Source organism: Stappia indica (assembly GCF_001696535.1).
GTDB lineage: Bacteria > Pseudomonadota > Alphaproteobacteria > Rhizobiales > Stappiaceae > Stappia > Stappia indica.
The window spans coordinates 1,573,406-1,599,677 of record NZ_MBQE01000001.1; the positions used below are offsets into that span (position 1 = coordinate 1,573,406).

Genomic DNA, 26,272 nt, shown 5'->3' on the forward strand with positions numbered 1-26,272 from the left:
ACAAGGGAAGAAGAGGCCCTGCAGCCCCGGTTTCCGCCACGCTAGGAACCGCCCTTTAATGAGACCTTACCGGCGCTCCGACAATTCGTATCAACAACGCGCTGAAACCTCTGTTGTTTTTCAAGCCGTGGACAGACAACGCAAAACCGCGTTAACCAGAGATCGTCGTTGCCGGAAAATCTGCGGCGACGCCCCATCCCTCCGCCCTGCCGCAGGCGCGCCTTGCGACCGGGCTCCCCCGTCCGCTGCACCGTTCCCGCACCACTGCCAAATCGGAGGCTTCCCCGTGCTCGTGCTTCGCTCTTCCCCGCCCTCGCCCTTTGGCCGCAAGATCAAGATCGCAGCCGCCAGCCTCGGCCTGAAGGATCGCATCAAGGTCGAGATGACCGACACGCTCGACCCGCAGGATTCGATCCGCGGCCAGAACCCGCTCGGCAAGATCCCCGCGCTGGTGCTCGAGAACGGCAAGGTGCTGTTCGACAGCCGCGTGATCCTGGACTATCTCGACCATCTCGCCGGCGGCGGGCGGATCATACCGAACGGCGAGGCCCGCTTCGACGCGCTGTGCCTTGCCGCTCTCGCCGATGGCCTGATGGATGCCGCCCTGCTGCAGGTCTACGAGGCCCGCTTCCGGCCCGAGGAGCGCCGGCACGCTGACTGGCTGGCCTATCAGGCCGAGAAGGTGACCCGCGCGCTCGCCGTCCTGGAGGCAACCCCGCCGGCAGCGGTACCGGCCGGCGGCATCCCCGATGCCGGCCAGATCGGCGTCGCCTGCGCTCTCGGCTATCTCGACCTGCGCTTTGGCGGCAGCTGGCGGGCCGACCATCCCAAGCTCGTCGCCTGGCTCGACGCCTTCGAGGCGGCCGTGCCCTCCTTCGCCGAGACGCGCGTCACCCCCTGAAGACGCGCCTCAGGCAAGGACAGGGTATCCGAGCGCGGCCGCATGCCGGTCGCGCTCGGCAATGACCCCATAGTCGTCCGCATCGAACGCCGCAAAACCGTGCAGCGACAGCGCCGTGCGCAGGTCTTGCGGTGCAGCCGCAATCGCCGTAGCCACCGCCTGCCGCAATAGCGGCACGCGCTTGCAATTGGCTTTCGAAGTGATCATCGGAAGACCCGGCGTCGGAGGCGTCGCCAGCAACACCCGTACGCTGCGCGCGGCCGGTTCATGTGCCTGCGCCAGCCGGTAGCTCATCGCGTCGAGCGTCGCCGCATCCGCGTCTCCCGCCGCCACGCTCTTCAGCGCCGCGCGGTGGGATCCGGTCTCCATCACCGACGAAAAGAAGGGCTTCCCTTCCGCAAGAGGCGCCAGCATGTGCCGCAGCGCCCCTTCCCCCGACTGCGAGCCGGGGTGGTTGAAGGCCAGCCGGCGTCCGCGAAGATCGCCGAGCGAGACGGCCGGATCTTCCTCGCGCACCACTACGACCGAGCAGTAGTGACCGGGCGGGCAGCCGAGCAGCCCGTAGTCGGGCGAGCCGATCACGCAGACGCTGTCGAGGAGATGGCGCACGAGAGGCAGTCCGCAGGTCTGGCCGAGCAGCAGCGTTTGGTCGCGCCAGCCGTCCATCAGCTCGCGCCCGCGCTCCAGCTGCGAGGGCGCAGACAGACCGAGATCGGCAAGCGCCTCGCGCAGGAGCGACCACAGGCGGTCGGTCTCGCTGCGAACCTCCGGCCAGTCGTACATCGGCAGAAAGGCGAAGGGCTGAGCATTGTCGAGAGATGGGATGTCGTGGGGCAACGGGGAACCTCTTGCAGGGTCCCTCAAGGCTAGAAAGCCTTCATGCGCCTTGCAAGACGCCTGGCGACGACAGAGGGGTCGCCAAAAAGCGACAAGGGGAGCCGCGATGCGACTCCCCCTGGCGTCTGTCCGTCCCGAAAGGGATCAGAACTTGTAGCTGAGACCGAACCGAACCTGGTTGCTGTCCAGCTTGTTCTTGTAGGTCTGGCCACCCAGACCGAAGTTCGTGTTGCCGTAGTCCTGATACTGGTACTCGAGGCGAGCGGTCACGTTCTGGGTGACTGCACCCTCGACACCGGCACCTGCCGTCCAGCCGATACGGGCAACGCTGTCCGAAGCACCGTTGGCGGACGCATCGACGTCGGCGATCGCGAGACCACCGGTACCGTAGACCAGGAAGCGGTCGAAGGCCCAACCGGCGCGCGCACGCACCGTGCTGTTCCAGCTGCTCGAGGTCTTGTAGTTGACGCCAGCGACGGTACGCGACTTCTCGATGTCGCTCATGCTGAAGTCAGCTTCGGCACCGAGCAGGAAGTTCGGCGTGACCATGTAGTTGTAACCGGCATGGACACCGCCGGTTACACCACTGTCATTGTTGTTGAATCGACCGGTCACCGCGTTGGTGACGCGATAGTCCGACCAGTTCCAACCGAGATGCCCACCGAAATAGAACCCCGACCAGTCGAACCGTTCCGCCGGAACCGGGTCCGTGTAGGTGTAGGGCTGTTCGGGCTGCGGAAGGTCGGCCGCGAAAGCCGGGGCACTCGCCGCAAATGCGGCGGCCGCAGCAAGGCCGGCAGCAGCTAGACGCTTCATGTGAATACTCCAGTTACCACGTGGAACAAGCGGACATGCGGGATTGGATCCCCAGCACGCCCGGCCCCCCAGACAGTCACCTATGACGGGTGAATGTGGCGCTGCCCGTCACAAAATGGGGAGATCCCGTGGCAATGGATGATTTTTCGGTGACATGGTAACCAGTTGGTTACCATGGAATATGGGGAGTTTCGACAGGGTACCGCACACCCTCAGGCAGCGCAAAGCCCCAACGACCGGGCTTTTCATCTCAGGGCAAATGCATATATAGGGCAGGTCTTCAGCCGGCGGCGTTGGCACCGGAGCTGTGCCTCACAAAAGGCCGCATCGCCTCCGCCGGCCAGCACGCTTGATAATCCGTCCACCTATCAGCCGGGTGCCACAACTTCATGCTCATCGACTATGTCAGCCTCGTGGGAGGTCTCGTCGTCCTGATCGTCGCCGGTGACGTTCTGGTTCGCGGGTCGGTAAGCGTTGCGGAGCGGCTCGGCATCCCCACCCTCGTCATCGGTCTGACAATCGTCGCCTTCGGCACCAGCGCGCCGGAGCTCGTCATTTCGCTCCGTGCCGCGCTCGACGGTCTCTCGGGCATCGCCATCGGCAACGTGGTCGGCTCCAACATCGCCAACGTCCTGGCGGTTCTCGGCCTGCCGGCCCTGTTCGCCGCCACCTCCTGCGATGAGAACGGCGCCGTCAGGAACTCGGTGTTCATGGTGGCGATCACCGCCATCTTCATCGGCATGGCCTTCCACAGCCCGCTGTCGCGCTTCGATGGCACGATCCTGCTGATGCTGCTGGCGCTGTTCCTGTGGGAATCGGTGCGCGCGACCCGCAAGCATCGCGCCCAGAATGTCGGCGCCGCGGCGGTCGCGGACGGCGACGAGGACCTGCCCTTCGACGAGGTCGAGGGCGTGCCGGACAATGTCGGCCTCGCCATCCTGTTCATCGTCCTCGGCCTGATCGGCCTGCCGCTCGGTGCGCATTTCACCATCGAAGGGGCTTCGGCCCTGGCCCGCGACTGGGGCGTCTCCGATGCGGTGATCGGCCTGACCGTGGTCGCCCTCGGGACCTCGCTGCCCGAACTGATGACCTCGCTGATGGCTGCGATTCGCGGTCACGCCGCCGTCGCGCTCGGCAATGTCATCGGCTCCAACATCTTCAATCTGGTCGCCATCATGGGCATCACCTCGATGGTGGTGCCGCTGCAGGTCCCGCCGGAGGTCCTGCGCCTCGACCTGTGGGCCATGCTCGCCTGCGCGCTCCTTGTCCTCGCCTTCGCCGCGTTCAAGGTGACCATCCGCTGGCCATCCGGTATCATTCTTTGTGCATTGTACGCCCTGTACATTTTCGTCGTGTTCCAGACGGGCAAGGTCGCCTGATCGGGCTTTCCCGAATGCGCGTAAGACCCGCTGATATCTCGTCCATTTCGACAACCAGCGAGTCGCCATGTCCGTTTCCCAGATGTCTGTCAGCCCCGAGCAGTCCCCTGTAGCCCTGGTGACGGGTGCGGCCCTGCGCATCGGCCGGGCCATCGCCGAGGATCTGGCGGCCAATGGCTTCCGCATCGCGATCCACGCCCACCGATCGCTGTCCGAGGCCGAGGCGCTGGCGACCGATATCGCCGCGCGCGGCGGACGCGCCTGCATCGTCGCCGGCGACCTGACGCATCCCGACACGCCGGGCCGGATCATGGCCGCGGCCCGCGCTCAGCTCGGCCCCGTGCGCCTGCTGGTCAACAGCGCCTCGATCTTCGAGAAGGACGAGATCGGCGAGCTGGAGCTGGACCGCTACGAAAAGCACATGGCGATCCACACCCGCGCGCCGATCTTCCTGACCCAGGAGATGGCCAACGCCCTGCCGACGGGCATGACCGGGCTTGTGGTCAACATCATCGACCAGCGCGTATGGAAGCTGACGCCGCAGTTCTTTTCCTACACCCTGTCCAAGGCGGCGCTGTGGGCGGCGACGCAGACGCTGGCCCAGGGGCTCGCCCCGCGAATCCGCGTCAACGGCATCGGCCCCGGCCCGACCCTCGCCAACACGCGCCAGCAGGCGTCCGACTTCGCCCGCCAGACCGAGGCGGTGCTCATGAAGCGCGGTCCCGCGCTGGAGGAGTTCGGGCGCACCATCCGCTACCTGTGGGAGACGCCGTCGATCACCGGCCAGATGATCGCCCTCGACGGCGGCCAGCATCTTGCCTGGGAGACCCCGGACGTCGTAGGCATCGCCGAATGACCGGACGCGAAAAAGACATTCCCCCCGACGACGATCTGCCCGACGACCTCGATACCGACGAGACCGGCGAGAACGAGGATGCGCTGCCGGACGAAGGCAGCGAGCCCGTTCCCATGCCGACGTTCGAGGCCGAGACCTCGCCGCTCGGGCCGGACGCGCGCGGCGTCGACGTCATCTCGCATTTCGTCCGCCGTCTGCCGCTCGGGCCGGGCGTCTATCGCATGCTCGACGAGGAAGGCACGGTTCTTTACGTCGGCAAGGCGCGCTCGCTGAAGAAGCGGGTGACGAGCTACACGCGCCTGCAGGGCCAGTCCAACCGCATCATGCGGATGATCATGGCCACTGCCTCGATGGAATTCGTGACGACGCGCACGGAAACCGAGGCGCTGCTGCTCGAGGCCAACCTGATCAAGCGCCTGCGGCCGCGCTTCAACGTGCTGCTGCGCGACGACAAGTCGTTCCCGTACATTCTCGTCACCGGCGACCACGAGGCCCCTGCCCTCGTCAAGCATCGCGGCGCCCGCCGGCGCAAGGGCAGCTATTTCGGCCCCTTCGCCTCCGCCGGCGCGGTCAACCGGACGATCACTGCGCTGCAGAAGGCGTTCCTGATCCGCAACTGCACCGACAGCTATTACGCCAACCGCAGCCGACCCTGCCTGCTCTACCAGATCAAGCGCTGCGCGGGCCCGTGCACCGGCGAGATCGACCGGGAGGACTATGCAGGCCTCGTCGCGGAGGCGAAGTCCTTCCTGTCCGGCCGCAGCCAGATGGTGAAGAAGGATCTCGCCCGCCAGATGGAATCGGCCTCCGAAACGCTCGATTTCGAGCGCGCGGCCGTCTATCGCGACCGCCTCGCCGCCCTCTCCCATATCCAGTCGCACCAGGGCATCAACCCGCAGAGCGTCGAGGAGGCGGACGTCTTCGCCATCCACGAGGAAGGCGGACAGTATTGCATCCAGGTGTTCTTCTTCCGCACCGGCCAGAACTGGGGCAACCATGCCCTGTTTCCGCGCGCCGACCGCTCGCTCGCCGTCGCCGAGGTGCTGGAGAGCTTCCTGGCGCAGTTCTACGACGACAAGCCGGTGCCGCGGCTGGTGCTGCTGTCGAACGAGATCGAGGAGCGGGCGCTGCTCGCCGCCGCCCTGTCAGAGCGGGCCGGGCACAAGGTCGAGGTCGCCGTGCCCCAACGCGGCGAAAAGCGCGAGCTGGTCGAGCATGCCCATAAGAACGCCCGCGAGGCGCTCGGGCGGCGGCTCGCCGAGACCAGCAGCCATGCACGCCTGCTCAAGGGTGTGGGAGAGACCTTCGGCTTGGCCGCAACGCCGCGCCGAATCGAGGTCTACGACAACTCGCACATCATGGGCACCAATGCGGTCGGCGGCATGATCGTCGCCGGGCCGGAGGGCTACGCCAAGGGCCAGTACCGCAAGTTCAACATCCGCTCGGAGGACCTCGTCCCGGGCGACGACTACGGCATGATGCGCGAGGTGCTGACGCGTCGCTTCTCGCGCCTGCTGAAGGAACATGCCGACGAGCGCAAGGCGGCAGCAGCGCCCGCCCCCGAAACGGCAAATCCGGACGAAGAGACGACCGAGGACACCAGCGCAATCCCGGCCTGGCCGGATCTGGTCTTCATCGACGGCGGCCTCGGACAGCTCAACGCCGCCCGCGAGACGCTGACCGCGCTCGGCATCGAGGACGTGCCGCTGGTTGGCATCGCCAAGGGGCCGGACCGCGATGCGGGACGCGAGAAGTTCTTCATCCCCGGCAAGCCGTCCTTCATGCTGCCGGAGCGCGATCCGGTGCTCTACTTCGTCCAGCGCCTGCGCGACGAGGCGCACCGCTTCGCCATCGGCACGCACCGGGCGCGGCGCAAGAAGGACATCGCCCGCAGCCCGCTCGACGAGATCGCCGGCATCGGCCCTGCCCGCAAGCGCGCCCTGCTGCGCCATTTCGGCACGGCCAAGGCCGTCTCCAAGGCCGGCATCGACGATCTGATGGCGGTCGACGGCGTCTCCGAGACGGTCGCGCGCACGATCTACGACCACTTCCACGAATAGCGGCGGCGGTCGCAGCCGGCGAGCAGGGTTGAAGCGGGCGGCGGGACAGCAGACACTGGCCCCCGGTGCGGGGCAGACAAAGACGGAAGGACGGGCAATGGTTTTCGGGAAGCTCTTCGGCGGACTGTTCGGCGGCGGCGGCGACAAGGCCCCGGCGGCCTCGCGCCACCAGACGCAGGAATACAAGGGCTACCTCATCACCCCGGCGCCGACCTCGCGCGACGGCCAGTGGCAGGTCGCCGGTTCCATCGCGCGCACCTTCGACGACGGCGACACCCGCACCCACGATTTCATCCGAGCCGACCTGATGCCGAGCGAGGAGCAGGCCGCGGAATTCGCCACACGCAAGGCCCGCCAGATCATCGACGAACAGGGCGACCGGATGTTCGGCTGAGTCGCGCTCAGCGCGCCTGCGACCGGATATCCTCCAAACGCTGGATCTGCCGGCCCTGCAGGTCGAAATTCTCCGGCGCGAGCCAGGCTTCGAAGGCCGCGCGCAGATGCGGCCACTCGCTGTCGAGGATCGAGAACCACGCCGTGTCGCGGTTGCGCCCCTTGTAGACCACGGCCTGCCGGAACGTGCCCTCGTAGGAAAAACCGAGTCGCCCGGCGGCGCGCCGCGAGGGAGCGTTCAGCGCGTCGCATTTCCACTCGTAGCGGCGATAGCCGAGCTCGTCGAACACCCGGCGCATCATCAGGTACATCGCCTCGGTGGACTGAACGCTGCCCTGCATCAGCGGCGAAAAGTTGATGTGCCCGACCTCGATCACGCCGTTCGCCGGGTCGATCCGCAGGTAGCTGGCAACGCCCAGTTCGCGCCCGCTCGCCTCATCCACCACCACATGGAACAGCGGGTCCTTGCTCGTGAAGGTTGCGTCGGCGAATTTCCGGAACTCGGCCTCCGTCGCCACCGGCCCGTAACCGAGATAGGTCCAATTGCGCCCGTCCGCATCCTCGCGATAGGCGGCGAAAAGACCCGCCGCATGGCGCGGTTCGTATGGTTCCAGGCGGCAGGTTCTCCCTTGCATGATCGTGCGCGGCGGCAGCTCGCGCGCGGTCCAGTCCGGCACATCCGGCCCGATTGCCTGTCCGAATTCGTTCCGCCTCTCGATCATTGCGCGACCCCGCCGACTGCCTGTGATTGTCCCAGATATACCCGCCCTTCCTGCGGACGGGAGATCCGGCCCGCTGCAGTTTCAGGGCACCGGTAACGCGTTTGCAACCGCCTGCGGCATGGAGGCCCGATTGACGCGATGGGGCCCGCATGCTTCAAGGTCGGTAACCGCCCCGTGCCACTCATGCAGTGCGAGACCCTGAAGCGACATGTCTCAATCCCATGTCTGGAGCCTTCCGAACATCCTGACCTACGGACGCATCCTTGCGGTTCCGGCGGTCATGATCTGCTTCTATTTCCCCGGTCACGGGCCGCGCTGGATCGCCCTCGGCATCTTCATCGTCGCGGCCATCACCGACTTCTTCGACGGCTATCTGGCCCGCGCCTGGCAACAGCAGTCGCGGCTCGGCCAGATGCTCGACCCTATCGCCGACAAGCTGCTGGTGGCGGTCTGCCTGCTGCTGCTGGCCGGCCGGGGCGATATCGGCGGCTGGTCGATGATCGCCGCCGCGGTCATCCTGTGCCGCGAGATCCTGGTGTCGGGCCTGCGCGAGTTCCTCGCGGAGCTGCGCGTCAGCGTGCCGGTGACCAAGCTTGCCAAGTGGAAGACCACCGTACAGCTCGTCGCCATGGCCTTCCTGCTGGCCGGCCCTGCGGGCGAGGCCGTGCTGCCCGGCACGCAGATCCTCGGGCTGATCGCCCTGTGGATCGCCGCCCTGCTGACGCTATATACCGGCTACGACTACTTCCGGGCCGGCATCGGCCACCTGGTGCGGGACTAGGATACGAACCGCCGCAAGGACGGAGACCCAAATGCAGCTGCGCTACTTCGCGTGGGTCCGCGAACGGATCGGCCAGGATGCCGAGACCGTGGACCTGCCGGGCGACATCACCACCGTCGCCGACCTGCTCGACTGGCTGGCCGCGCGCGACGAAGGCTATGCCAGCGCCTTCGCCGACCGCGAGATCATCCGCGTTGCCCTCGACCAGGAGCATGCCGAGCATGACGCGCCGCTGGCCGGCGTGCGCGAGGCGGCCTTCTTTCCGCCGATGACCGGCGGCTGAGCCCGTCATGACCGTCACGCCGGACACGTCCCCGGACAGCCTGCCGCCGATCGAGGTCCGCATCCAGAGTGCCGATTTCGACGCGGCCGCGGAGATCGAGCAGCTTCGACAGGCCAATCCGAACATCGGCGCCGTCGTCACCTTCACCGGCCTGTGCCGCGACGAGGGCGGCCGCCTTGCCGCGCTCGAACTGGAGCACTATCCCGGCATGGCCGAGGCGGAGATCACCCGCATCGCCCGGCAGGCCTGCACACGCTGGCCGCTCGACGGGCTCACCGCGATCCACCGCCACGGCCGTATCGAGCCGGGCGGCAACATCGTTCTCGTGGTCGCCGCATCCCGCCATCGCCGCGCCGCCTTCGAGGCGGCCGAGTTCCTGATGGACTATCTCAAGACCCGCGCGCCGTTCTGGAAAAAAGAGCATCTGAAGGACGGCAGCAGCGGCAATTGGGTGGATGCCCGCGACAGCGACACCCGCGACGCCGACCGCTGGAAGGCTTGACCTGCCGTCCATAAGGGAGGAAGTCTTGCCTCTTCGTGGCAGACACGCCCCCTCCCCAACAGGCGCGCCCCGGATTGACCCGGGGTCTGCGACCGGACCGCTCATGAACACCACAGCTACGCCCGTCGAGGTGATCGACGGCCCGCGCCATGGCCTTGGCTTCACGGAATTCGTCGCGATCGTCGCTGCGCTGATGGCGCTGAACGCCCTCGCCATCGACGTCATGCTCCCCGCGCTCGGCGATATCGGCCGCGCCTTCTCCATCGCCGATCCCAACGAGCGCCAGAAGATCGTCGTCGTCTATCTGATCGGCTTCGGCTCGGCGCAGCTCGTCTGCGGCCCGCTCTCGGACCGGTTCGGCCGGCGTCCCGTCCTGCTCGGCGGGCTCACCCTTTACGCCCTTGCTGGGCTCCTCAGCGTCTTCGCCCCGACCATGGAGCAGATGCTGCTCGCCCGCCTGCTGCAGGGCATCGGCTGCGCCGCCCCGCGCGTGGTGGCGCTGTCGGCCGTGCGCGACTGCTATTCCGGCGCCCGCATGGGCCGGGTGATGTCGCTCGTCATGATGGTGTTCATGACAGTTCCGGTCATCGCCCCCTCCATCGGCCAGCTGATCCTGTTCGTGGCGCCGTGGCGGGCCATCTTCCTGATGCTCACCTTCGGCGGCTTCGCCATGCTCGGCTGGTGCCTGCTGCGGCTGCGCGAGACGCTTCCCGCCGAGGAGCGCCGACCGCTGTCCGTCGCGACCGTGCTCGGCGCCTACCGCACCACGCTCGCCACCCGCACCACCTTCGGCTACATGCTGGCGACGACGCTGATCTTCGGCGCGCTGTTCTCCTTCATCGCTTCCGCTCAGCAGGTCTATGTCGACCTGTTTGGCCTCGGCGCGGCCTTTCCGCTCGTCTTTGCCGTCATGGGGCTGGCGCTTGCCGCCTCCTCCTTCCTCAGCGCCTCGCTGGTGGAGCGTATCGGCCTGCGTCCGCTGTCGCACTGGGCGCTGGTCGCCTACGCGCTGCTCAACATCGTGCAGGTCGCGGCGGTGCTGACCTTCGGCTCGAACCTTTTCATCTTCACCGGACTTCTGGTGCTCGGCGTCTTCTCGTTCGGGCTGATCGGCCCGAACTTCAACGCCATCGCCATGGAACCGCTCGGCCATATCGCCGGTGCGGCCTCCGCCATGCTCGGCTTCGTCACCACCAGCGGCGGCGCCGCGCTCGGCTACCTGGTCTCCAGCCGCTTCGACGGATCGGTGCTGCCGCTGACCCTCGGCTTCGCCTGTTTCGCCCTGTCGGGCCTTGCCGTCGTCGCCTGGACCGAGCGCGGCCGGATGTTCCGCGTCTAAGAGGGCAAGAAGGCCTGACCAGAAACGCAAAAGGGCGGCCAGACGGCCGCCCTTCGCATATCCATGGTGAGATCCGCGGGATCTCAGCCGGCAGCGGCGACCTTGGCCGCGGCCTTCGGCTGCACCTCGACGTGATAGTCTTCCATCAGGGTCTTGGTGATCGCGTCGACGGTGAACGTGTACGGACCGACCTCGGAGACCGGGGTCACTTCCGCCGCGGTGCCGGTCAGGAAGCAGGCCTCGAAGCCCTCCATCTCGTCCGGCAGGATCGCCCGCTCGATCACCTCGAAGCCGCGCCGCTTGGCCAGGTCGATGACCGTGCGGCGGGTGATGCCATCGAGGAAGCAATCCGGCTTCGGCGTATGGATCTTGCCGTCCTTCACGAAGAAGACGTTGGCACCCGTCGCCTCGGCGATCTGGCCGCGCCAGTCGAGCATCAGGGCATCGGCATAGCCCTTGCGCTCGGCATCGTGCTTGGAGATCGTGCAGATCATGTAGAGACCGGCCGCCTTGGAGCGCGAGGGAGCCGTCATCGGGTCCGGACGGCGATAGGCCGCCATGTCGAGACGGATGCCCTTCAGCCGCTCTTCCGGCTTGAAGTAGCTCGGCCACTCCCAGGCGGCGATCGCCAGGTGAATGGTGTTCGACTGGGCCGACACGCCCATCATCTCGCTGCCGCGCCAGGCCACCGGACGAACGTAAGCGTCGACCAGATTGCCCTTGGCCAGCAGCTCGCGCGTCGCCTGATTGATGGTCTCGGCGCTGTAGGGGATCTCGAAACCGAGGATACGAGCCGACTCGTGCAGGCGCTCGGTATGCTCTTCGAGCTTGAACACCTCGCCGCCATAGGCGCGCTCGCCCTCGAAGACGCTGCTGGCATAGTGCAGGCCGTGGCTCAGTACGTGGAGCTTGGCCTCGGCCCAGGGCACGAACACGCCATCATACCAGATGTGGCCTTCGCGTTGGTCAAAGGGCAGCTGCGCCATATGAACTACTCCCGAAACAGGCAACGGGCTCGATCCCGTTTGCGTTTGAATGAGATACCGGTCCGGCCGGCACCGTCAGGACTGCAATGTGGTTCCGTCTCGCGGCTTTGCGCGGCTCGTCAACTGTTTGTATGGTGACGGGCCCCTCGGCGCCTGAACACGCACGACACCGGAGTCGCACGCCTAGCCCGGAAAGCCGCGTTCTGCAACGCCTACGGACAACATCTACCATGCTAAAACGGCGATGACGTACGATCATTTCGCTGCAGACTGGATACGTGTAACAATCGGTCGGAAATAAGTCAATATGGCTGACGTAAATTTCTCGCAGGGCGCGAAACAGGGCCAGCCGGCCAACTCGATGGAGATCCCCATCGACCTCATCGAGCTGCTGTTCTTCGCCTATCGCGACTTTACCGCCGACCCCGATGCGGCCCTTGCCGAGTTCGGGTTCGGCCGCGCACATCACCGCGTGCTGCACTTCGTCAGCCGCAATCCGGGCCTGCGCGTGACCGATCTGCTGGCGATCCTCAAGATCACCAAGCAGAGCCTGGCACGTGTCCTCAAGCAGCTGGTCGAAGAAGGCTACATCCTGCAGGAGCCCGGACCGCAGGACCGGCGCGAGCGGCTGCTCTTCGCCACTGCCAAGGGCGAACAGCTGGCCGCCCGTCTCACCGACCTGCAGGCGCAGCGCATCCGCCGCGCTCTCGCCGCAATGCCGGCCGAGAGCCACGATAGCGCCCGGCAGTTCCTGTATCATATGATCGATCCGGATCAGCGCGGCGACGTCGCCCGGCTGATTGACCGGCCGGCCCAGACGAGGGTGAGCCCGTGACGACCGACAGCATCGAGACCCAGGCCGCTGCCCCGCCGCCGGCCGCCAGCGTGCAGGACGATGCCCCCCACCTGCTGCTGGTCGACGACGACACCCGCATCCGCACCCTGCTGAAACGGTTCCTGACCGAGCATGGCTTCCGCATCACGGTGGCAGCGTCCGCCGCCGAGGCGCGCCGGCGCATGAACGGGCTCGCCTTCGACCTGCTGGTGGTCGACGTGATGATGCCGGGCGAGAGCGGGCTGGAGCTTGCCGCCGACCTGCACGCCCGCTCCGACGTGCCGATCCTCATGCTGACGGCCCGCTCCGACGCGGCAGATCGGATCGCCGGACTGGAGGCAGGCGCCGACGACTATCTGGTCAAGCCGTTCGAGCCGCGCGAGCTGCTCCTGCGCATCCGCGCGATCCTGCGCCGGCGCGCAACGGCGGAAGTTCCCGAGCCGACCGACATCCGCTTCGGGCCCTACGTCTTCGATGCCGCCCGCCGCGAGCTGCGCCGCGGCGACGAGGTGATCCGCCTGACGGACCGGGAGAAGGAAATTCTCACGCTCTTCACCGAAAAGCCCAACGAGACCGTGCCGCGCACCGAGATCGTCGGCGACGACAGCGGCCTCGGCGAGCGTACGGTAGACGTGCAGATCAACAGGCTACGCCGCAAGATCGAGACCGACCCCGGCAATCCGCTCTATCTGCAGACCGTTCGCGGCATCGGCTACCGTCTCGTATGCGACTGAGCACACCGTTTCGCAGCGCCCTTGCCCGCCTGCGCGCCCTGCCGATGCCCGGCTGGCTGCGCCGTCTCGGCGAGTTGCTGGCCGCGCCCTATCGTGCTCTCGCCCACGCCCTCTACCGGCGCATGCCGAAAGGCCTTTTCACCCGCACGCTGCTGATCATCGTCACGCCGCTGGTGATCATGCAGGCCGTGCTCGCCTTCGTCTTCATGGAGCGGCACTACAACCTCGTCACCCAGCGCCTGTCGGACGCGGTCGTGCGCGACATCGCGATGATCGTGCGCCTGACCGAGGCCACCGGCAGCGAGGAGGAGTTCCAGAAGATCGCCGAGATGGCCCGTGCCGATCTCGGCCTCGCCATCACCCTGCTGCCGCCCGAGCCCTTGCCGCCGCCGCGGCCCAAGCCGTTCTTCGATATCCTCGACCGCTACCTGTCGCAGCAGGTCGCGGCCTGGATCGGCAAGCCGTTCTGGATCGACACGGTCGGCCGCTCCAGCTTCGTCGAGCTGCGCATCAAGCTGGCGAACAACGTGCTGCGCGTCATCGCCCGCCGCAGCCAGACCTATGCCTCCAATTCGCACCTCTTCATCGTCTGGATGGTGTCGACCTCGCTCGTCCTGGTGATCCTGGCGATGCTGTTCCTGCGCAACCAGACACGCCCGGTGGAGCGGCTGGCCAATGCGGCGGAGAGCTTCGGCAAGGGGCGGCCGATCGAGGACTTCCGCCCCAGCGGCGCCCGCGAGGTGCGTCGTGCGGCACAGGCCTTCATCGAGATGCGACGGCGCATCGAGCGCCAGATCGAGCAGCGCACGGCCATGCTTGCGGGCGTCAGCCACGACCTCAGGACCATCCTGACGCGCTTCCGCCTGCAACTCGCGCTGTTCCCCGACAGCGAGGAGGTGCGCGCGCTGCAGAGCGACGTCGACGAGATGAAGACGATGCTGGAGGACTATCTCGCCTTTGCCCGCGGCGAGGGCGACGAGCAGGCGCATCCCACCGACATCGGCCTGCTGTTCGAGGAGCTGGAGGCGGAAGCCGAGATCCTCGGCGCCTCGGTCACCTCGCACCTGCAGGGGCCTGCCGAGGTCACGCTGCGTCCCAATGCCTTCAAGCGAGCCCTGACCAATCTCGTCACCAACGCGGCGCGCCACGGCAGCAGACTGACCATTGAAGGGCGAAACGCCGACGGCTGGCTGACCATCACCATCGACGACGACGGGCCGGGCATTCCGGCGGAGGAGCGGGAAAACGTGTTCCGCCCGTTCTACCAGCTCGATCATGCGCGCAATCGCGACAGCGGCGGCAGCGGCCTCGGGCTTGCCATCGCCCGCGACATCGTCCGCGCCCATGGCGGGGACATCATGCTCGGCGACAGCGAAACCCTGGGCGGGCTGCACGCCCGCGTCCGCATCCCTGTTTAGGTCAGGCCGGTCCAGGGCGCGGACGCGAGCGCAAGCGATCGCTAGAACAGGCGGCCGCCGAGCGGCACCTCCTGGTCGGGAGCCAGCAACACGACTTCCCCGTCCGCGTCCGGAACGCCGAGCGTCAGGACCTCGGACCTGATCGGTCCGATCTGGCGCGGCGGGAAGTTGACCACCGCCAGAACCTGGCGGCCGACGAGTTCTTCCGGCGTGTAGTGGCGGGTGATCTGGGCGCTGGATTTCTTGACGCCGATCTCTGCTCCGAAATCGATCATCAGCTTGATCGCCGGCTTGCGCGCCTCGGGAAAGGGCGCCGCCTCGACGATACGGCCGACGCGGATGTCGACCTTGAGGAAGTCGTCAAAGGAAATGGCCGGCGAAGCGGCCGCATGGTCTTTCGTCATGATAGGTGATGTCCTGAAAGACAGAAGGCGGGAACGTTGGATCCGCGCGGGCCTTTCGGCCGGCGTGGCTGGGCGGCGCTCCCGGTACCTTAGTCGTCAGGCTGCGCTCGGGGAAGCCCCGGAGGGGGACGCTGCATCTTCCGGCCCTTCGCTGCCGGGCGGCGGCGCGTCCTGCCGCGTGCCGCCGCGCTCGCGGACCTTCGACAGGAACGGCTTGAGGAAGCTGCTGACCCGGTCGATCCGGCCCATCCAGACCTCGCCCTCGTCCAGCTGGCGTGCCAGCGCCGACATGGTGCGGGCTAGGCCCGGATCCTCGTCGTCAAGCCACGTGTCGACCACGCGGGCGAAGGCGACGACCAGCGCCTGCGACATCACCGCCGCGCGCGGACCATTGGCGGGAATGCCGGCCGCCGTCAGCATCCAGCGCTGCGACGTCACGGCCTCGCGGTTGAGCTTCAGCGCCAACTGCGGATCGCGCTGCACCGCCTTGCGCAGGGCGCGGATCGCATCCTTGTGGGGAGACAGCGTGTCCAGCCGCGTCATCAGCACGTCGAACAGCCGTTCGCGCGCCGGCTCGCCCTCCATGTCAGGATCGATGGAATCGAGGACCTTCTGGTCGATCTCGGAGAGGAATGCTCGCAGACATGCCGTCTTGCCGGGAAATTCGGCACGCAGCACCGACAGCTTGACGCCCGCGTCGCGCGCCACATCCGCCATCTCGAAGCCGTGCCAGCCCTGTTCGCCAAGGAGCGAAAGGAAGCTTGCGACGATCTTCTGCCTGGTTTTCGCGGTGGCCATGGTCATCTCCGGATCACGTGTGACCGCGTTTCAGCCGCAGCTGCGACAGGCCGGTCACGAACACCTGATGAAGATGTAGGAAACCCTGCGCGACTTTTCGAGCCTTTGCGCGAGAAAGCAGCTGCGGCGCCTTGTCCGTCATGCAGACGTCGGCGCCGCAACGTGTTCTCTTAGCCGGCCAGCTCCTGCGAGCGCTTGCGCGCGGCCGCCACGGCCTTGTCCATCACCGGCTGGATGCCGCTCTCCGGCTCCATCAGCACGGCGAGCGCAGCCGCCGTCGTGCCGTTCGGCGAGGTGACGTTCTGGCGCAGCTCCGCGGCCGGCAGGTCGGAGCGATACAGCAGCTCGCCCGCCCCGCAGACGGTCTGGCGGGCGATGCGCATCGCCAGGTCCTCCGGCAGGCCCGCCTTGACGCCGGCAGCGGCCAGCGCCTCGGTCAGGTAGAAGACATAGGCCGGTCCGGAGCCGCTGACGGCGGTGACCGCGTCGATCTGCTCTTCCTGCTCGACCCAGTCCGACGCGCCGATGGCCGCAAGCAACTTGTCGACCGTCGCGCGCTGCTCGCCGTCCGTCCGGTCGTTGGCATAGCCGACGCTCATGCCGCGTCCCACCTGGGACGGGGTGTTCGGCATCACGCGGACGATGGCGACATCACCGAAGGCCTTGCGGAACGCTGCGACCGGAGTGCCGGCGGCAACCGAAATCACCAGCGTGCGCTCGTCGACGGCCGGCGCCAGGCTCGGCAGCACGCTCTCCATGATCTGCGGCTTCAGGGCTACCAGCAGCACGCCGGCCTTCAGGCCCTCGGTGACGGCTTCCGCATGACGGATGCCCGACTTTGCCACCATGTCCATCAGCTCGGTCGAGGGCTTCGGATCGACGACGAGAACAGCTTGCGGATCGGTGCCGGCGGCGAGCCAGCCCGACAGCATGGCGCCCCCCATCTTGCCGGCTCCGACAAGGACGAGCGGACGCTCCTTCGAAAAACTCATGCTTCCCCCGCGGTTTCGAACAAGGCGGTGTCGATTGCCTCGGAGGCGCTTTTACCCGCCCAGACCACGAACTGGAAGGCCTGGTAGTACCGCTCGCAGGATTCGAGCGCGTTGGTAAGCAGCCCCTCGATCTGCTTGGAGGTCGCCTCGGCACCGCCGGCAAGCAGCAGCGACTGGCGGAAGATCACCACGCCTTCGCGGTTCCACAGGTCGAAATGCCCCATCCAGAGCTGCTCGTTGACCAGCGCCAGCAGGCGCACCACCTCGGTGCGGCGCGGGTCCGGCACCTTCAGGTCGAAGGCGCAAGCCAGATGCAGCGCCTCCAGGTCCTCCATCCAGGAGAACGAGACGTGGTAGTCGCACCAGTGGCCGGCAACGGAAATCGTGATCTCTTCGTCGCAGGAGCGCTCGAAGGACCAGTCGTTGATGGCGGCGATATGCTCGATCGTGTCGACGGGGTTGGCGGGCCGTTCGAAGTCGATGTCGATGAGGCTCATGGGAGGTTCCTCTCGGCTTGCAGGCCATGCGCGGCGCTGCCGAAGCGCGTGGCCACCGTGTCGGTCCGCAGGGTGCTGGCCTGCCGCAAGCGAATGTCCGCGAGCCGCGTTGACGTTTCGAGCCCATCGGCATCGCCGTCCCGCGAATCTCCGCCTGGCTTCAGTATATAGGGAGAAGCGATTTCAAGGATATGTTCACTTTTCCTTTACGGATTTGAAGCTGTGGACGGCGAGTTTCCGCTACGTCCCCGGCCCTCACCCGGCGCTGACGCCGGGTGACCATCCTGTGCCGATTCGCCGGCGCCGTCGCAGGATCAGTCTTCCGCGGCTTTCGCCTTGGTCGCGCGCGGCTTCGCCGCGGACTTTTCCAGCTCGACGATGCGCGCCTCGAGCTCGTCGATCCGGTCGAGCGCACGCGCCGCCATATCCTTCACGACATCGTGTTCTTCGCGCTTGACCAGGTCCATGTCGGCGAGAAACCGCTCGGCCTGGGCCCGGAAAGCGGTCTCCACCTCGCGCCGCGCGCCCTGGGCGACACCAGCCATGTCCGTCATCAGCTTGGCGAAATCGTCGAGAACCCGGTTCGGTCCCTGTGTCATGGCCAGTCCTTCTCTGCTGCCGGCCCATCGGGCCGTGTCGTACTTTCTCCTAGGTAGTGCGCTTTTGTGCGCGACGAAACACCCCATCTCGGAGAAATCGCCGCAGCCTTGACGCACGCTGCCCGGAGCGGCAACGTCGCGCCGCATGTCGTGCCGGTCCGCCGGCGAGCCGGAGCCCCCATGCCGATCCTTGCCCTGCCCTTCCCCGCCATAGATCCCGTGCTGATCGAGCTCGGCCCTTTCGCGATCCGCTGGTACGCGCTTGCCTATATCGCCGGGCTGCTGCTCGGCTGGCGCTACATGCGCGGCCTCGTCTCGCGCGACGAGCTGTGGGGTCGGACGCCGCGCCCGTCCCTGCTCGATGTGGACGATTTCGTCGTCTATGCGACCATCGGCACCATCCTGGGCGGGCGGCTCGGCTACGTGCTGTTCTATGCCCCGGCCTATTACCTTCAGAACCCGATGGACATCCTGCAGGTCTGGACGGGCGGCATGTCGTTCCACGGCGGCTTCCTCGGCGTGGTTCTCGCCATGGTCGTCTTCGCCTGGCGGCGCGGCATCCCGCTCTGGACGCTGTTCGACCTTGCCGGCGCCGTCGCGCCCATCGGCCTGTTCTTCGGGCGCCTTGCCAACTTCATCAATGGCGAACTGTGGGGCCGGGTGACCGATGTGCCCTGGGCCTTCGTCTTCCCGGGTGCCGGTCCTGATCCCCGCCATCCGAGCCAGCTCTACGAAGCCGCGCTCGAAGGCCTGTTGCTGCTCGTCGTCGCCCGCATCGTGGTGCTGCGCGGCGGCTTCCGCCGGCCGGGCCTCGTCGCCGGCACCTTCGCGCTCGGCTACGGCCTGTCGCGCTCCTTCGTCGAGTTCTTCCGGGTGCCGGACGCCCATATCGGCTATCTCGGGCCGGGGCTCACCATGGGCATCCTGCTGTCGCTGCCGATGATCATCGTCGGCCTGTGGGCCATCGCGCGGGCACTGCGCAAGCCGCCCGTCGACGGCGAGACAAGCCCGGGCCAGGCTGCGTGACCTCGCCCGAGCCGCAAACGACACCGCTCGGCGCGCGCATCCGCGCGCTGATCGAGGCCGGCGGGCCGATGTCCGTCTTCGACTTCATGGGCCTGTGCCTCACTGACCCCGAGCACGGCTACTACATGCAAGCCGAGCCCTTCGGCGCGGATGGCGACTTCATCACCGCACCGGAGGTCAGCCAGTTCTTCGGCGAGCTGGTCGGTGCCTGGGTCGTCCAGACCCATGCCGCCCTCGGCAGCCCGCAGCGCGTTCATCTGGTCGAACTCGGCCCCGGTCGCGGCACCTTGATGGCCGACATGCTGCGTGTCGCCGCCCTGCGTCCGGCCTTTCGCGAGGCCGCCTCCCTGCATCTGGTGGAGACCAGCCGGCGCCTGCGCGCCATCCAGCGCACCACCCTGGGCGAGGCTGGCGACCACACCCACTGGCACGACCGGATCACCGACCTGCCGACGGACGCGCCGCTGATCGTCGTCGCCAACGAGTTCTTCGACGCCCTGCCCGTGCGCCAGTATGTCAGGACCCCGCAAGGCTGGCGCGAGCGGGCCGTCGGGCTGGATGCGGCCGGCTCCCTCCAGTTCGTCGCCGGCACCGGCAGCCTCGACCCCGGCTCCCTGCCCGCCGATCTTGCCGGCGCAGCCGAGGGCGCAATCCTGGAGACCCAGCCGCTCGCCAATGCGCTGATGGAGGAGCTTGCCGGCCGCATCGCCCGGCAGGGCGGCGCCCTGCTCGCCATCGACTACGGCTATGCCCGCACGGCGACCGGCGAGACGCTGCAGGCCCTGCGCGCCCACCGCCATGTTCCGGTCCTCGCAGAGCCGGGCCTTGCCGATCTCACCGCCCATGTGAACTTCGAGGCGCTGGCCCGCGCGGCCCGCACCGGCGGACTGCGCCCGCGCCCGCTGCTGACGCAGGGCGACTTCCTGCTCCGCCTCGGCCTGCTGGAGCGCGCCGGCCAGGTCGGTGCCGGCCGCCCGCAGGAGGATCAGGAGCGCATCCGCGGCGAGGTCGAGCGGCTGGCGGCGCCCCAGGAGATGGGCGATCTCTTCAAGGTGCTGGCCGTGGCGGCGGACGATGCCGTGCTGCCGCTTTTCGATGGCGTTTGACAGCGGCCCCGCTTCAAACCACCATCCCGGCAACTCCTTCCCGCCACGAAACAGGCTGACAGGCCCCATGATCACCTCCCCGGACCTTGCCGGCCTTCCCGGTGTCTCGCACGGCTTCTTCACCCGGCAGGGCGGCGTCTCTGGCGGCATCTACACCTCGCTCAACATCGGCCTCGGCTCGCAGGACGAGCGCGCCGCCGTGCTTGAAAACCGCACCCGGGTCGCCAGCCTGATGGGCGTTGCTCCGGGCGCGCTGCTGTCGCCCTACCAGCACCATTCGCCGGATGCCATCGTCGTCGACGCCCCCTGGGAAGCGGGAGCGCAGCCGCGCGGCGATGCGCTGGTGACCGACCGGCCCGGCATCGCCCTCGGCATTTCCACCGCCGATTGCGGTCCGGTGCTCTTCGCCGATCCGCAGGCCCGCGTCATCGGCGCCGCCCATGCCGGCTGGCGCGGCGCCTTCACCGGCGTCCTCGAGGCGACGCTTGCCGCCATGCAGCAGCTCGGCGCGCGCAACGAGCGGGTCGTCGCCGTACTCGGCCCGACGATCTCGAAGGAGAGTTACGAAGTCGGCGAGGAATTCGTCGCCCGCTTTCTCGAGGCGGACACGGCAAACCAGCGCTTCTTCTCTCCCTCGGAAAACGCCGACCACGCGATGTTCGACCTGCCGGCCTACATCCTGGCGCGGCTGCAGGCGGCAGGTGTGGCAATCGCTGCCAATCTCGACCGCTGCACCTATGCGGAGGAGGACCTGTTCTTCTCCTACCGCCGCGCCACCCATCGCGGCGAGCCGGATTACGGCCGCCTCGTCTCCGCCATCGCCCTGTCGGGAAGCTGATCCATGTCGCTCGCCTTCACGCGGGAGGAATATGCCTCCCGGCTCGACGCCCTTCGTGCCCGCATGGCGGACACCGGCCATGACGCCATGCTGCTCTTCGCACAGGAGAGCATGTTCTGGCTGACCGGCTACGATACGTTCGGCTTCTGCTTCTTCCAGTCGATGGTGGTCACCCGCGACGGGGCCATCGTCCTGCTCACCCGTTCGGCCGACCTTCGGCAGGCGCAGATCACCTCGATTCTCGAGGATATCCGCGTGTGGGAGGACCGCGACGGCGCCTCTCCGGTGCTGCAGCTGCGCGACCTGCTTGCAGAGCTCGGTCTTGGCGGCGCGCGCATCGGCGTCGAATACGACACGCACGGCATGACCGGCCGCATCGCCATCGATATCGCGACGCTGATGTCCGACTTCGCGCGCCTCGAAGACGCCTCGATGACCGTCCAGCACCTGCGCGCAGTGAAGTCGCCGGCCGAGATCGCCTATGTCCGCCGCGCGGCCAGCCTGACCGACGCTGCCTACGAGGCCGCCCTGCCTCTGATCGGAGCCGGTGCGCGCGAGGGCGAGATCCTTGCCGCCATGCAGGGCGCGGTCTTTGCCGGCGACGGCGACTATCCGGGCAACGAGTTCATCATCGGCTCCGGGCCGGAGGCCCTGCTGTGCCGCTACCAGAGCGGCCGCCGGGTTCTGGACCGCAACGACCAGCTGACGCTGGAATGGGCCGGCGCCTTCCGCCGCTACCATGTCGCCGCCATGCGCACGGTCATCGTCGGCGAGCCGACCGGCCGGCACGTCGCCTTGTACGAGGCAGCCCGCGCCGCGCTCGCCGCGGTCGAGGAGCAGCTCGTCCCGGGCCGCACCTTCGGCGAGGTCTTCGAGGCCCATGCCCGCGAGATCGACGCGCACGGGGAAGGCGCCCACCGGCTGAATGCCTGCGGCTATTCGCTGGGCGCACGGTTCGCGCCGAGCTGGATGGACTGGCCGATGGCCTATCGCGGCAATCCAGCCCGCATCGTGCCCGGCATGGTCATCTTCACGCACATGATCCTGATGGATTCGGACAGCGGCGCGGCCATGTCGCTCGGCCAGACCTACCTCACGCACGAGGGACGCGCGGAGTGTCTTTCCAAGCTCCCCCTCGACCTGCCGGTCAAGGCGGGATAAACGAAGAAACCTGAAACCGGTGCCGCGGACGCCAGAAGGCGCGTCCTCCGTGCAGCCGGACCAGGACCGACGACGGACACGGGGACCAGCAAGGCCAGATGAACGCGTTCCATTCCACCAGAAAAACCGTTCTGCGTGCCGCTGTTCCGGCGCTCGCGCTCCTGCTGGCGGCCTGTGCCGGCAACCCCGCCCCGCCCGCCTATGTTTCCAACTCGCGCTCGCAGCCGGCCGCCGTTCCGGTGCCCAGCGTGCCGGCGGATCAGGCGACCTTCGCCTTCGAGCCCTTCACCGGCGCCCCCGGCAACATCGCCGATGCCCTGTCGCGCCAGATCGGCGCCGAGTCGCGCAACCAGAACCTCCGCCTCGTCCGCCGGGTCGGCGCGCCCGCGACCTACCGCATCAACGGCTACCTTTCCGCCTCCGGCGACCAGTCCCAGACCACGCTGTTCTACGTCTTCGACATCGTCGATGCCGGCGGAAACAGGCTGCATCGCATCCTGGGTCAGGAATCGGCCCCCGGCTCCTCGGGCGATCCTTGGTCGGGCATCGACGACGACGCGCTGAACCGGGCTGCCCGCCGCTCGGTCGCCGAGCTGGCCGCCTGGCTGCGCCGCTGAGCGCGCCGAACGCCAAATCAAGGAAAAATCGCCAACAGGCGCACTGGCCGGTTGTGCAAGGCGGGAGGCGTTGTTAAAACGCCGCCGCCTGTAGGAGGAAGGCTCGCCAATGCCGTACTCCGGTCTGGCCTGCCACGCTTCGACCTAGGCCACGAAAGAAGACCAGACAGACCACCGTGTGACCCTGTCGTGCCGACGCTGCGTTCCCCGTGCGGCGGCGGACCCAAGAAAGGACTTGCGGGCCATGAAGATCGTCGCGGGCAATTCCAATCGCGCGCTTGCAGAGGAAATCTCGTCCTATCTCGGGGCGCCCCTGGCAAAGTGTCAGGTGCGCCGTTTCGCCGACCAGGAGATTTTCGTCGAATTGCAGGAAAACGTGCGCGGCGAGGACGTCTTCGTCCTGCAGTCGACCAGCTTTCCCGCCAATGACCACCTGATGGAGCTGCTGATCGTCATCGACGCTCTGCGCCGCTCCTCCGCCAAGCGCATCACTGCCGTCGTGCCGTATTTCGGCTACGCCCGCCAGGATCGCCGTGCGTCCGGCCGTACGCCGATCTCGGCCAAGCTGGTCGCCAACCTGATCACCCATGCCGGTGCCCATCGTGTTCTGACGCTGGACCTGCATGCCGGCCAGATCCAGGGCTTCTTCGACATCCCGACCGACAACCTGTTTGCCGCGCCGGTGATGACCCGCGACATCAAGGAGCGCTATTCGACGGACAACGTCATGGTCGTCTCCCCGGATGTCGGCGGCGTGGTGCGTGCCCGCGCGCTCGCCAAGCGCATCGACGCGCCGCTGGCCATCGTAGACAAGCGCCGCGATAAGCCTGGCGAGTCGGAAGTCATGAACATCATCGGCGATCCGTCGGGCCGCGACTGCATCCTGGTCGACGACATCGTCGATTCCGGCGGCACCCTGTGCAACGCCGCCGAGGCGCTGCTGGCCGAGGGTGCAAAGTCTGTCACCGCCTACATCACCCACGGCGTCCTGTCCGGTGGCGCGGTTGCCCGCGTCTCCTCGTCCAAGCTCAAGGAACTGGTCATCACCAATTCCATCGAGCCGACCGCAGCAGTCCTCGCCGCGCCGAACATCCGCACCATCTCTATCGCCCCGTTGATGGGCGAGGCGATCTCGCGCACCGCGCTCGAGCAGTCGGTGTCCAGCCTCTTCGGCTGACCGCAAGCGCCACCTGCGACCTTTCGAATGCCCGGAGCCCTGCTCCGGGCATTTTCGTTTGACCTTCCCCCTGCTGGAAGTCCGACACTCGCCGTCATCCGAAAGCAAGGTCAGGAGACTTCCCGTGAAAGCGCGTCTTGCAAGCACCCTTCTCGTTCTCGGCTCGCTGATGGCGGCCCAGCCGGTCCTCGCCGGCAGCACGGACATGACCGTGTGGAAATCGCCGTGGTGCGGCTGCTGCGAGGCCTGGAGCGAGGCGATGCGGGCCGCGGGCTACACCGTGCGGACCGAGAATCGCGAGGACCTTGCCCCGATCAAGGCAAAGGCCGGCGTGCCGGCCGGCATGGAAGGCTGCCATACCGCGATGATCGACGGCTATTTCCTGGAAGGCCACGTGCCGCTGTCCTCCGTCCAGCGCCTGCTGTCGGAGCGCCCCGCCGTCGCCGGGCTGGCAGTGCCGGGCATGCCCTCGGGCTCTCTCGGCATGGGCGAGGATCCGGCGGCCCGTTACGACGTCCACTATGTGAACAGCAACGGCAGCACCGGCATCTTCGAGGAAATCGGGGCGCGCTGAGCCGCCTCAGCCGCGCCAGGCCAGCAGCCAGCGCTCGAGCCGGCCGATCAGCCAGCTGACGATCAGGCCGAGCACCGACAGGATCGCGACGCCCGCCAGCAGCTGGTCGGTGGCGAACAGGCTGCCGGCCATCAGGATGTAGGCGCCGACACCGTATTCGGCGCCGATCATCTCGGCCGCCACCAGCAGGATGATGCCGATCGAGGCGGAGATCCTGCAACCCGACAGGATCGCCGGCATGGCGCCCGGCAGGATGATCTTGCGCACGATGGACCACCAGGACAGGCCGAAGGACTGGCCCATGCGCACCAGGGTGCGGTCGACATTGTCGACGCCGCCATAGGTGGCAATGACGGTCGGGAAGAACGAACCGAACAGGATCGTCGCGACCTTCGAGCCTTCGCCGATGCCGAACCAGATCACGAACAGCGGCAGCAGCGCGATCTTGGGGATCGGGAACAGCGCCGAGACCAGCGGCAGCAGGCCCGCGCGCGCCAGCGAGAACAGCCCGATGGCAAGCCCGACGGCGATGCCGAGCGCGGTGCCCAGCGTCCAGCCGATCACGAGCCGCTGCAGCGAGGCCGACAGGTGCCGCCAGAGCTGCCCCGATTCGACCAGATAGCTGAAGGCCTCGAAAGCCTGGCTCGGAGCCGGCAGCACCAGGTTGCTGATGACGCCGCTGCGCGAGCCGGCCTCCCACAGCGCGATGATCGCCAGGAAGACGATCGGGCCGACCAGCCGGATCGGTGCGGGACGGAACCCGCCCCCGCGATAGGGAACGGGGCGCAGGCCTTCGCGCGGCGCCTCGCCGTCGCCGGTCGCCGGGGTGCCGGGCGCCGTCTGGTCAAGCGACGTCATGGGCGATCTCCCTGTCGGCGGCGCGCGCCTCGTCGCGCAGGAGCTGCCACAGCTCGCGCTGCACTGCGTCGAGCTTCGGGTCGCCCGCCTCACGCTCGCCGAGATCGCGGTCGATCTCCACGATGGTCCGGATCCGCCCCGGCCGGCGCGACAGCACGACGATCCGGTGACCGAGCCGGACGGCCTCGGCCAGGTTGTGGGTGACGTAGCAGGCTGTGAAGCGCTCGCGCTGCCACAGGGCGACTAGGTCGTCCATCAGGAGTTCGCGGGTCTGGCTGTCCAGCGCCGACAGCGGTTCGTCCATCAGCATCACCGCCGGGCGCACGCTGAGCGCCCGGGCGATGGCGACGCGCTGCTTCATGCCGCCGGAGAGCTGCCGCGGCAGCGCCTTGCGGAAATCGGACAGCCCCGTGCGCTCCAGCACGTCGGCGACGATCTCCTCGCGCTCCGCCGCGGACAGCGGATGGTCTTCCAGGACCAGCGAGACGTTTGCCTCGACGCTGCGCCAGGGCAGCAGCGCGAAGTCCTGGAAGACATAGGTCAGCGGGTTGAGCGAGCCGGCAGGCACCGGGCCTGCGAGCAGCACCTCGCCCTCGTCCGGCCGTTCCAGCCCGCCGATGAAACGCAGCAAGGTGGACTTGCCGCAGCCCGACGGACCGATGATGCACACGATCTCGCCCTCGGCTATCGAGAGGTCGATCCCGCTCAGCACCTCGGTCGCGCCATAGCGATGCGTGATCCCGCGCAGCAGGAGATCCATCGGCTGCGTTCCTTGCCCGCTCT

Annotated in this window: 30 protein-coding genes; 19 read left to right on the plus strand and 11 right to left on the minus strand. The window is 67.5% G+C overall.

The window, feature by feature from the left end; translation table 11 throughout:
- Positions 1–286: 286 nt before the first annotated feature.
- Entirely contained in the window at positions 287–901 is a 615-nt protein-coding gene (locus BBX35_RS07380; protein WP_067217708.1) for a glutathione S-transferase family protein, read from the plus strand.
- 9 nt (positions 902–910) lie between these two features.
- Here BBX35_RS07380 and BBX35_RS07385 read toward each other — a convergent pair whose 3' ends face one another.
- Together BBX35_RS07385 and BBX35_RS07390 are read right to left on the minus strand one after the other, a co-directional pair.
- The gene (locus tag BBX35_RS07385) at positions 911–1,738 is read right to left on the minus strand and encodes a phosphate/phosphite/phosphonate ABC transporter substrate-binding protein (protein WP_083206072.1); all 828 of its coding nucleotides are present in this window, start codon (positions 1,736–1,738) and stop codon (positions 911–913) included.
- A gap of 144 nt (positions 1,739–1,882) precedes the next feature.
- The gene (locus BBX35_RS07390) at positions 1,883–2,554 is read right to left on the minus strand and encodes an outer membrane protein (protein WP_067217710.1); all 672 of its coding nucleotides are present in this window, start codon (positions 2,552–2,554) and stop codon (positions 1,883–1,885) included.
- 389 nt (positions 2,555–2,943) lie between these two features.
- On the opposite strand from BBX35_RS07390, the gene BBX35_RS07395 reads away from it, so the two are divergent.
- From BBX35_RS07395 to BBX35_RS07410, 4 genes are all read left to right on the plus strand, one after another.
- The gene (locus BBX35_RS07395; RefSeq protein ID WP_067217713.1) at positions 2,944–3,933 is read left to right on the plus strand and encodes a calcium/sodium antiporter; all 990 of its coding nucleotides are present in this window, start codon (positions 2,944–2,946) and stop codon (positions 3,931–3,933) included.
- Between the two features lie 67 nt (positions 3,934–4,000).
- Positions 4,001–4,789 (plus strand): SDR family oxidoreductase, encoded by a 789-nt coding sequence (locus tag BBX35_RS07400; RefSeq protein ID WP_244271575.1) that lies wholly within the window; start codon positions 4,001–4,003, stop codon positions 4,787–4,789.
- Positions 4,786–6,849, plus strand: coding sequence for an excinuclease ABC subunit UvrC (gene uvrC / locus BBX35_RS07405; protein WP_083206073.1), 2,064 nt, complete (start codon positions 4,786–4,788; stop codon positions 6,847–6,849). The genes BBX35_RS07400 and uvrC overlap by 4 nt, the downstream gene beginning before the upstream one ends.
- Positions 6,850–6,946: 97 nt before the next feature.
- Entirely contained in the window at positions 6,947–7,243 is a 297-nt protein-coding gene (locus BBX35_RS07410; RefSeq protein WP_067217715.1) for an HlyU family transcriptional regulator, read from the plus strand.
- 7 nt (positions 7,244–7,250) lie between these two features.
- Here the strand turns inward: BBX35_RS07410 and BBX35_RS07415 are convergent, their stop codons facing one another.
- A complete protein-coding gene (locus tag BBX35_RS07415) occupies positions 7,251–7,964 on the minus strand; it encodes a GNAT family N-acetyltransferase (protein ID WP_067217717.1) in 714 nt (237 codons plus the stop codon).
- A 208-nt stretch (positions 7,965–8,172) separates the two neighbouring features.
- On the opposite strand from BBX35_RS07415, the gene pgsA reads away from it, so the two are divergent.
- From pgsA to BBX35_RS07435, 4 genes are all read left to right on the plus strand, one after another.
- Complete coding sequence (gene pgsA, locus BBX35_RS07420; protein WP_067217719.1) at positions 8,173–8,745, plus strand: CDP-diacylglycerol--glycerol-3-phosphate 3-phosphatidyltransferase; 573 nt, start codon at positions 8,173–8,175, stop codon at positions 8,743–8,745.
- A 31-nt stretch (positions 8,746–8,776) separates the two neighbouring features.
- Positions 8,777–9,028 carry a molybdopterin converting factor subunit 1 gene (gene moaD, locus BBX35_RS07425; protein WP_067217721.1) on the plus strand — a complete coding sequence of 84 codons (252 nt, stop codon included), beginning with the start codon at positions 8,777–8,779 and terminating at the stop codon, positions 9,026–9,028.
- A gap of 7 nt (positions 9,029–9,035) precedes the next feature.
- Positions 9,036–9,530, plus strand: a complete 495-nt coding sequence (locus BBX35_RS07430; RefSeq protein WP_067217724.1) for a molybdenum cofactor biosynthesis protein MoaE — start codon at positions 9,036–9,038, stop codon at positions 9,528–9,530.
- Positions 9,531–9,633: 103 nt separating this feature from the next.
- A complete protein-coding gene (locus tag BBX35_RS07435) occupies positions 9,634–10,869 on the plus strand; it encodes a multidrug effflux MFS transporter (RefSeq protein WP_067217726.1) in 1,236 nt (411 codons plus the stop codon).
- Between the two features lie 83 nt (positions 10,870–10,952).
- Here the strand turns inward: BBX35_RS07435 and BBX35_RS07440 are convergent, their stop codons facing one another.
- Complete coding sequence (locus tag BBX35_RS07440) at positions 10,953–11,855, minus strand: branched-chain amino acid aminotransferase (protein WP_067217729.1); 903 nt, start codon at positions 11,853–11,855, stop codon at positions 10,953–10,955.
- 307 nt (positions 11,856–12,162) lie between these two features.
- Between BBX35_RS07440 and BBX35_RS07445 the strand changes: the two genes are divergently transcribed.
- From BBX35_RS07445 to BBX35_RS07455, 3 genes are read left to right on the plus strand one after another with little or no spacing between them, the layout of a single operon-like run.
- On the plus strand, positions 12,163–12,690 hold the full coding sequence (locus tag BBX35_RS07445) for a MarR family winged helix-turn-helix transcriptional regulator (protein WP_083206074.1): 528 nt from the start codon (positions 12,163–12,165) through the stop codon (positions 12,688–12,690).
- 11 nt (positions 12,691–12,701) lie between these two features.
- Complete coding sequence (locus BBX35_RS07450; RefSeq protein ID WP_067218370.1) at positions 12,702–13,424, plus strand: response regulator; 723 nt, start codon at positions 12,702–12,704, stop codon at positions 13,422–13,424.
- Positions 13,415–14,842 carry an ATP-binding protein gene (locus BBX35_RS07455; RefSeq protein WP_083206075.1) on the plus strand — a complete coding sequence of 476 codons (1,428 nt, stop codon included), beginning with the start codon at positions 13,415–13,417 and terminating at the stop codon, positions 14,840–14,842. The genes BBX35_RS07450 and BBX35_RS07455 overlap by 10 nt, the downstream gene beginning before the upstream one ends.
- 41 nt (positions 14,843–14,883) lie before the next feature.
- Here the strand turns inward: BBX35_RS07455 and BBX35_RS07460 are convergent, their stop codons facing one another.
- From BBX35_RS07460 to BBX35_RS07480, 5 genes are all read right to left on the minus strand, one after another.
- Positions 14,884–15,246, minus strand: coding sequence for a tRNA-binding protein (locus BBX35_RS07460; protein ID WP_067217731.1), 363 nt, complete (start codon positions 15,244–15,246; stop codon positions 14,884–14,886).
- Positions 15,247–15,342: 96 nt separating this feature from the next.
- Positions 15,343–16,044, minus strand: a complete 702-nt coding sequence (locus tag BBX35_RS07465; protein WP_067217734.1) for a TetR/AcrR family transcriptional regulator — start codon at positions 16,042–16,044, stop codon at positions 15,343–15,345.
- 170 nt (positions 16,045–16,214) lie between these two features.
- Positions 16,215–17,036: a pyrroline-5-carboxylate reductase gene (gene proC / locus BBX35_RS07470; RefSeq protein ID WP_067217736.1), complete on the minus strand. Its 822-nt coding sequence runs from the start codon at positions 17,034–17,036 to the stop codon at positions 16,215–16,217.
- Positions 17,033–17,533 carry a type III secretion system chaperone family protein gene (locus BBX35_RS07475; protein WP_067217738.1) on the minus strand — a complete coding sequence of 167 codons (501 nt, stop codon included), beginning with the start codon at positions 17,531–17,533 and terminating at the stop codon, positions 17,033–17,035. The genes proC and BBX35_RS07475 overlap by 4 nt, the downstream gene beginning before the upstream one ends.
- Before the next feature lie 314 nt (positions 17,534–17,847).
- Entirely contained in the window at positions 17,848–18,279 is a 432-nt protein-coding gene (locus BBX35_RS07480; protein ID WP_341871208.1) for an accessory factor UbiK family protein, read from the minus strand.
- A 33-nt stretch (positions 18,280–18,312) separates the two neighbouring features.
- On the opposite strand from BBX35_RS07480, the gene lgt reads away from it, so the two are divergent.
- The 7 genes from lgt to BBX35_RS07515 all read left to right on the plus strand — a co-directional run bounded on the left by lgt (position 18,313) and on the right by BBX35_RS07515 (position 24,631).
- The gene (gene lgt, locus BBX35_RS07485) at positions 18,313–19,158 is read left to right on the plus strand and encodes a prolipoprotein diacylglyceryl transferase (protein WP_067217743.1); all 846 of its coding nucleotides are present in this window, start codon (positions 18,313–18,315) and stop codon (positions 19,156–19,158) included.
- Positions 19,155–20,264, plus strand: coding sequence for a class I SAM-dependent methyltransferase (locus BBX35_RS07490; RefSeq protein ID WP_341871209.1), 1,110 nt, complete (start codon positions 19,155–19,157; stop codon positions 20,262–20,264). The genes lgt and BBX35_RS07490 overlap by 4 nt, the downstream gene beginning before the upstream one ends.
- Before the next feature lie 67 nt (positions 20,265–20,331).
- Positions 20,332–21,102: a peptidoglycan editing factor PgeF gene (gene pgeF, locus BBX35_RS07495; protein WP_067217746.1), complete on the plus strand. Its 771-nt coding sequence runs from the start codon at positions 20,332–20,334 to the stop codon at positions 21,100–21,102.
- Between the two features lie 3 nt (positions 21,103–21,105).
- The gene (locus BBX35_RS07500; RefSeq protein ID WP_067217749.1) at positions 21,106–22,263 is read left to right on the plus strand and encodes a M24 family metallopeptidase; all 1,158 of its coding nucleotides are present in this window, start codon (positions 21,106–21,108) and stop codon (positions 22,261–22,263) included.
- 98 nt (positions 22,264–22,361) lie between these two features.
- Entirely contained in the window at positions 22,362–22,880 is a 519-nt protein-coding gene (locus tag BBX35_RS07505) for a hypothetical protein (RefSeq protein WP_067217752.1), read from the plus strand.
- Positions 22,881–23,124: 244 nt separating this feature from the next.
- Entirely contained in the window at positions 23,125–24,057 is a 933-nt protein-coding gene (locus tag BBX35_RS07510; RefSeq protein WP_067217754.1) for a ribose-phosphate pyrophosphokinase, read from the plus strand.
- Between the two features lie 124 nt (positions 24,058–24,181).
- Entirely contained in the window at positions 24,182–24,631 is a 450-nt protein-coding gene (locus BBX35_RS07515) for a DUF411 domain-containing protein (RefSeq protein ID WP_341871210.1), read from the plus strand.
- A 6-nt stretch (positions 24,632–24,637) separates the two neighbouring features.
- Here the strand turns inward: BBX35_RS07515 and BBX35_RS07520 are convergent, their stop codons facing one another.
- Together BBX35_RS07520 and BBX35_RS07525 are read right to left on the minus strand one after the other, a co-directional pair.
- A complete protein-coding gene (locus BBX35_RS07520; protein ID WP_083206076.1) occupies positions 24,638–25,489 on the minus strand; it encodes an ABC transporter permease in 852 nt (283 codons plus the stop codon).
- The gene (locus BBX35_RS07525; protein WP_067217757.1) at positions 25,476–26,249 is read right to left on the minus strand and encodes an ABC transporter ATP-binding protein; all 774 of its coding nucleotides are present in this window, start codon (positions 26,247–26,249) and stop codon (positions 25,476–25,478) included. The genes BBX35_RS07520 and BBX35_RS07525 overlap by 14 nt, the downstream gene beginning before the upstream one ends.
- Between the last annotated feature and the right edge of the window lie 23 nt (positions 26,250–26,272).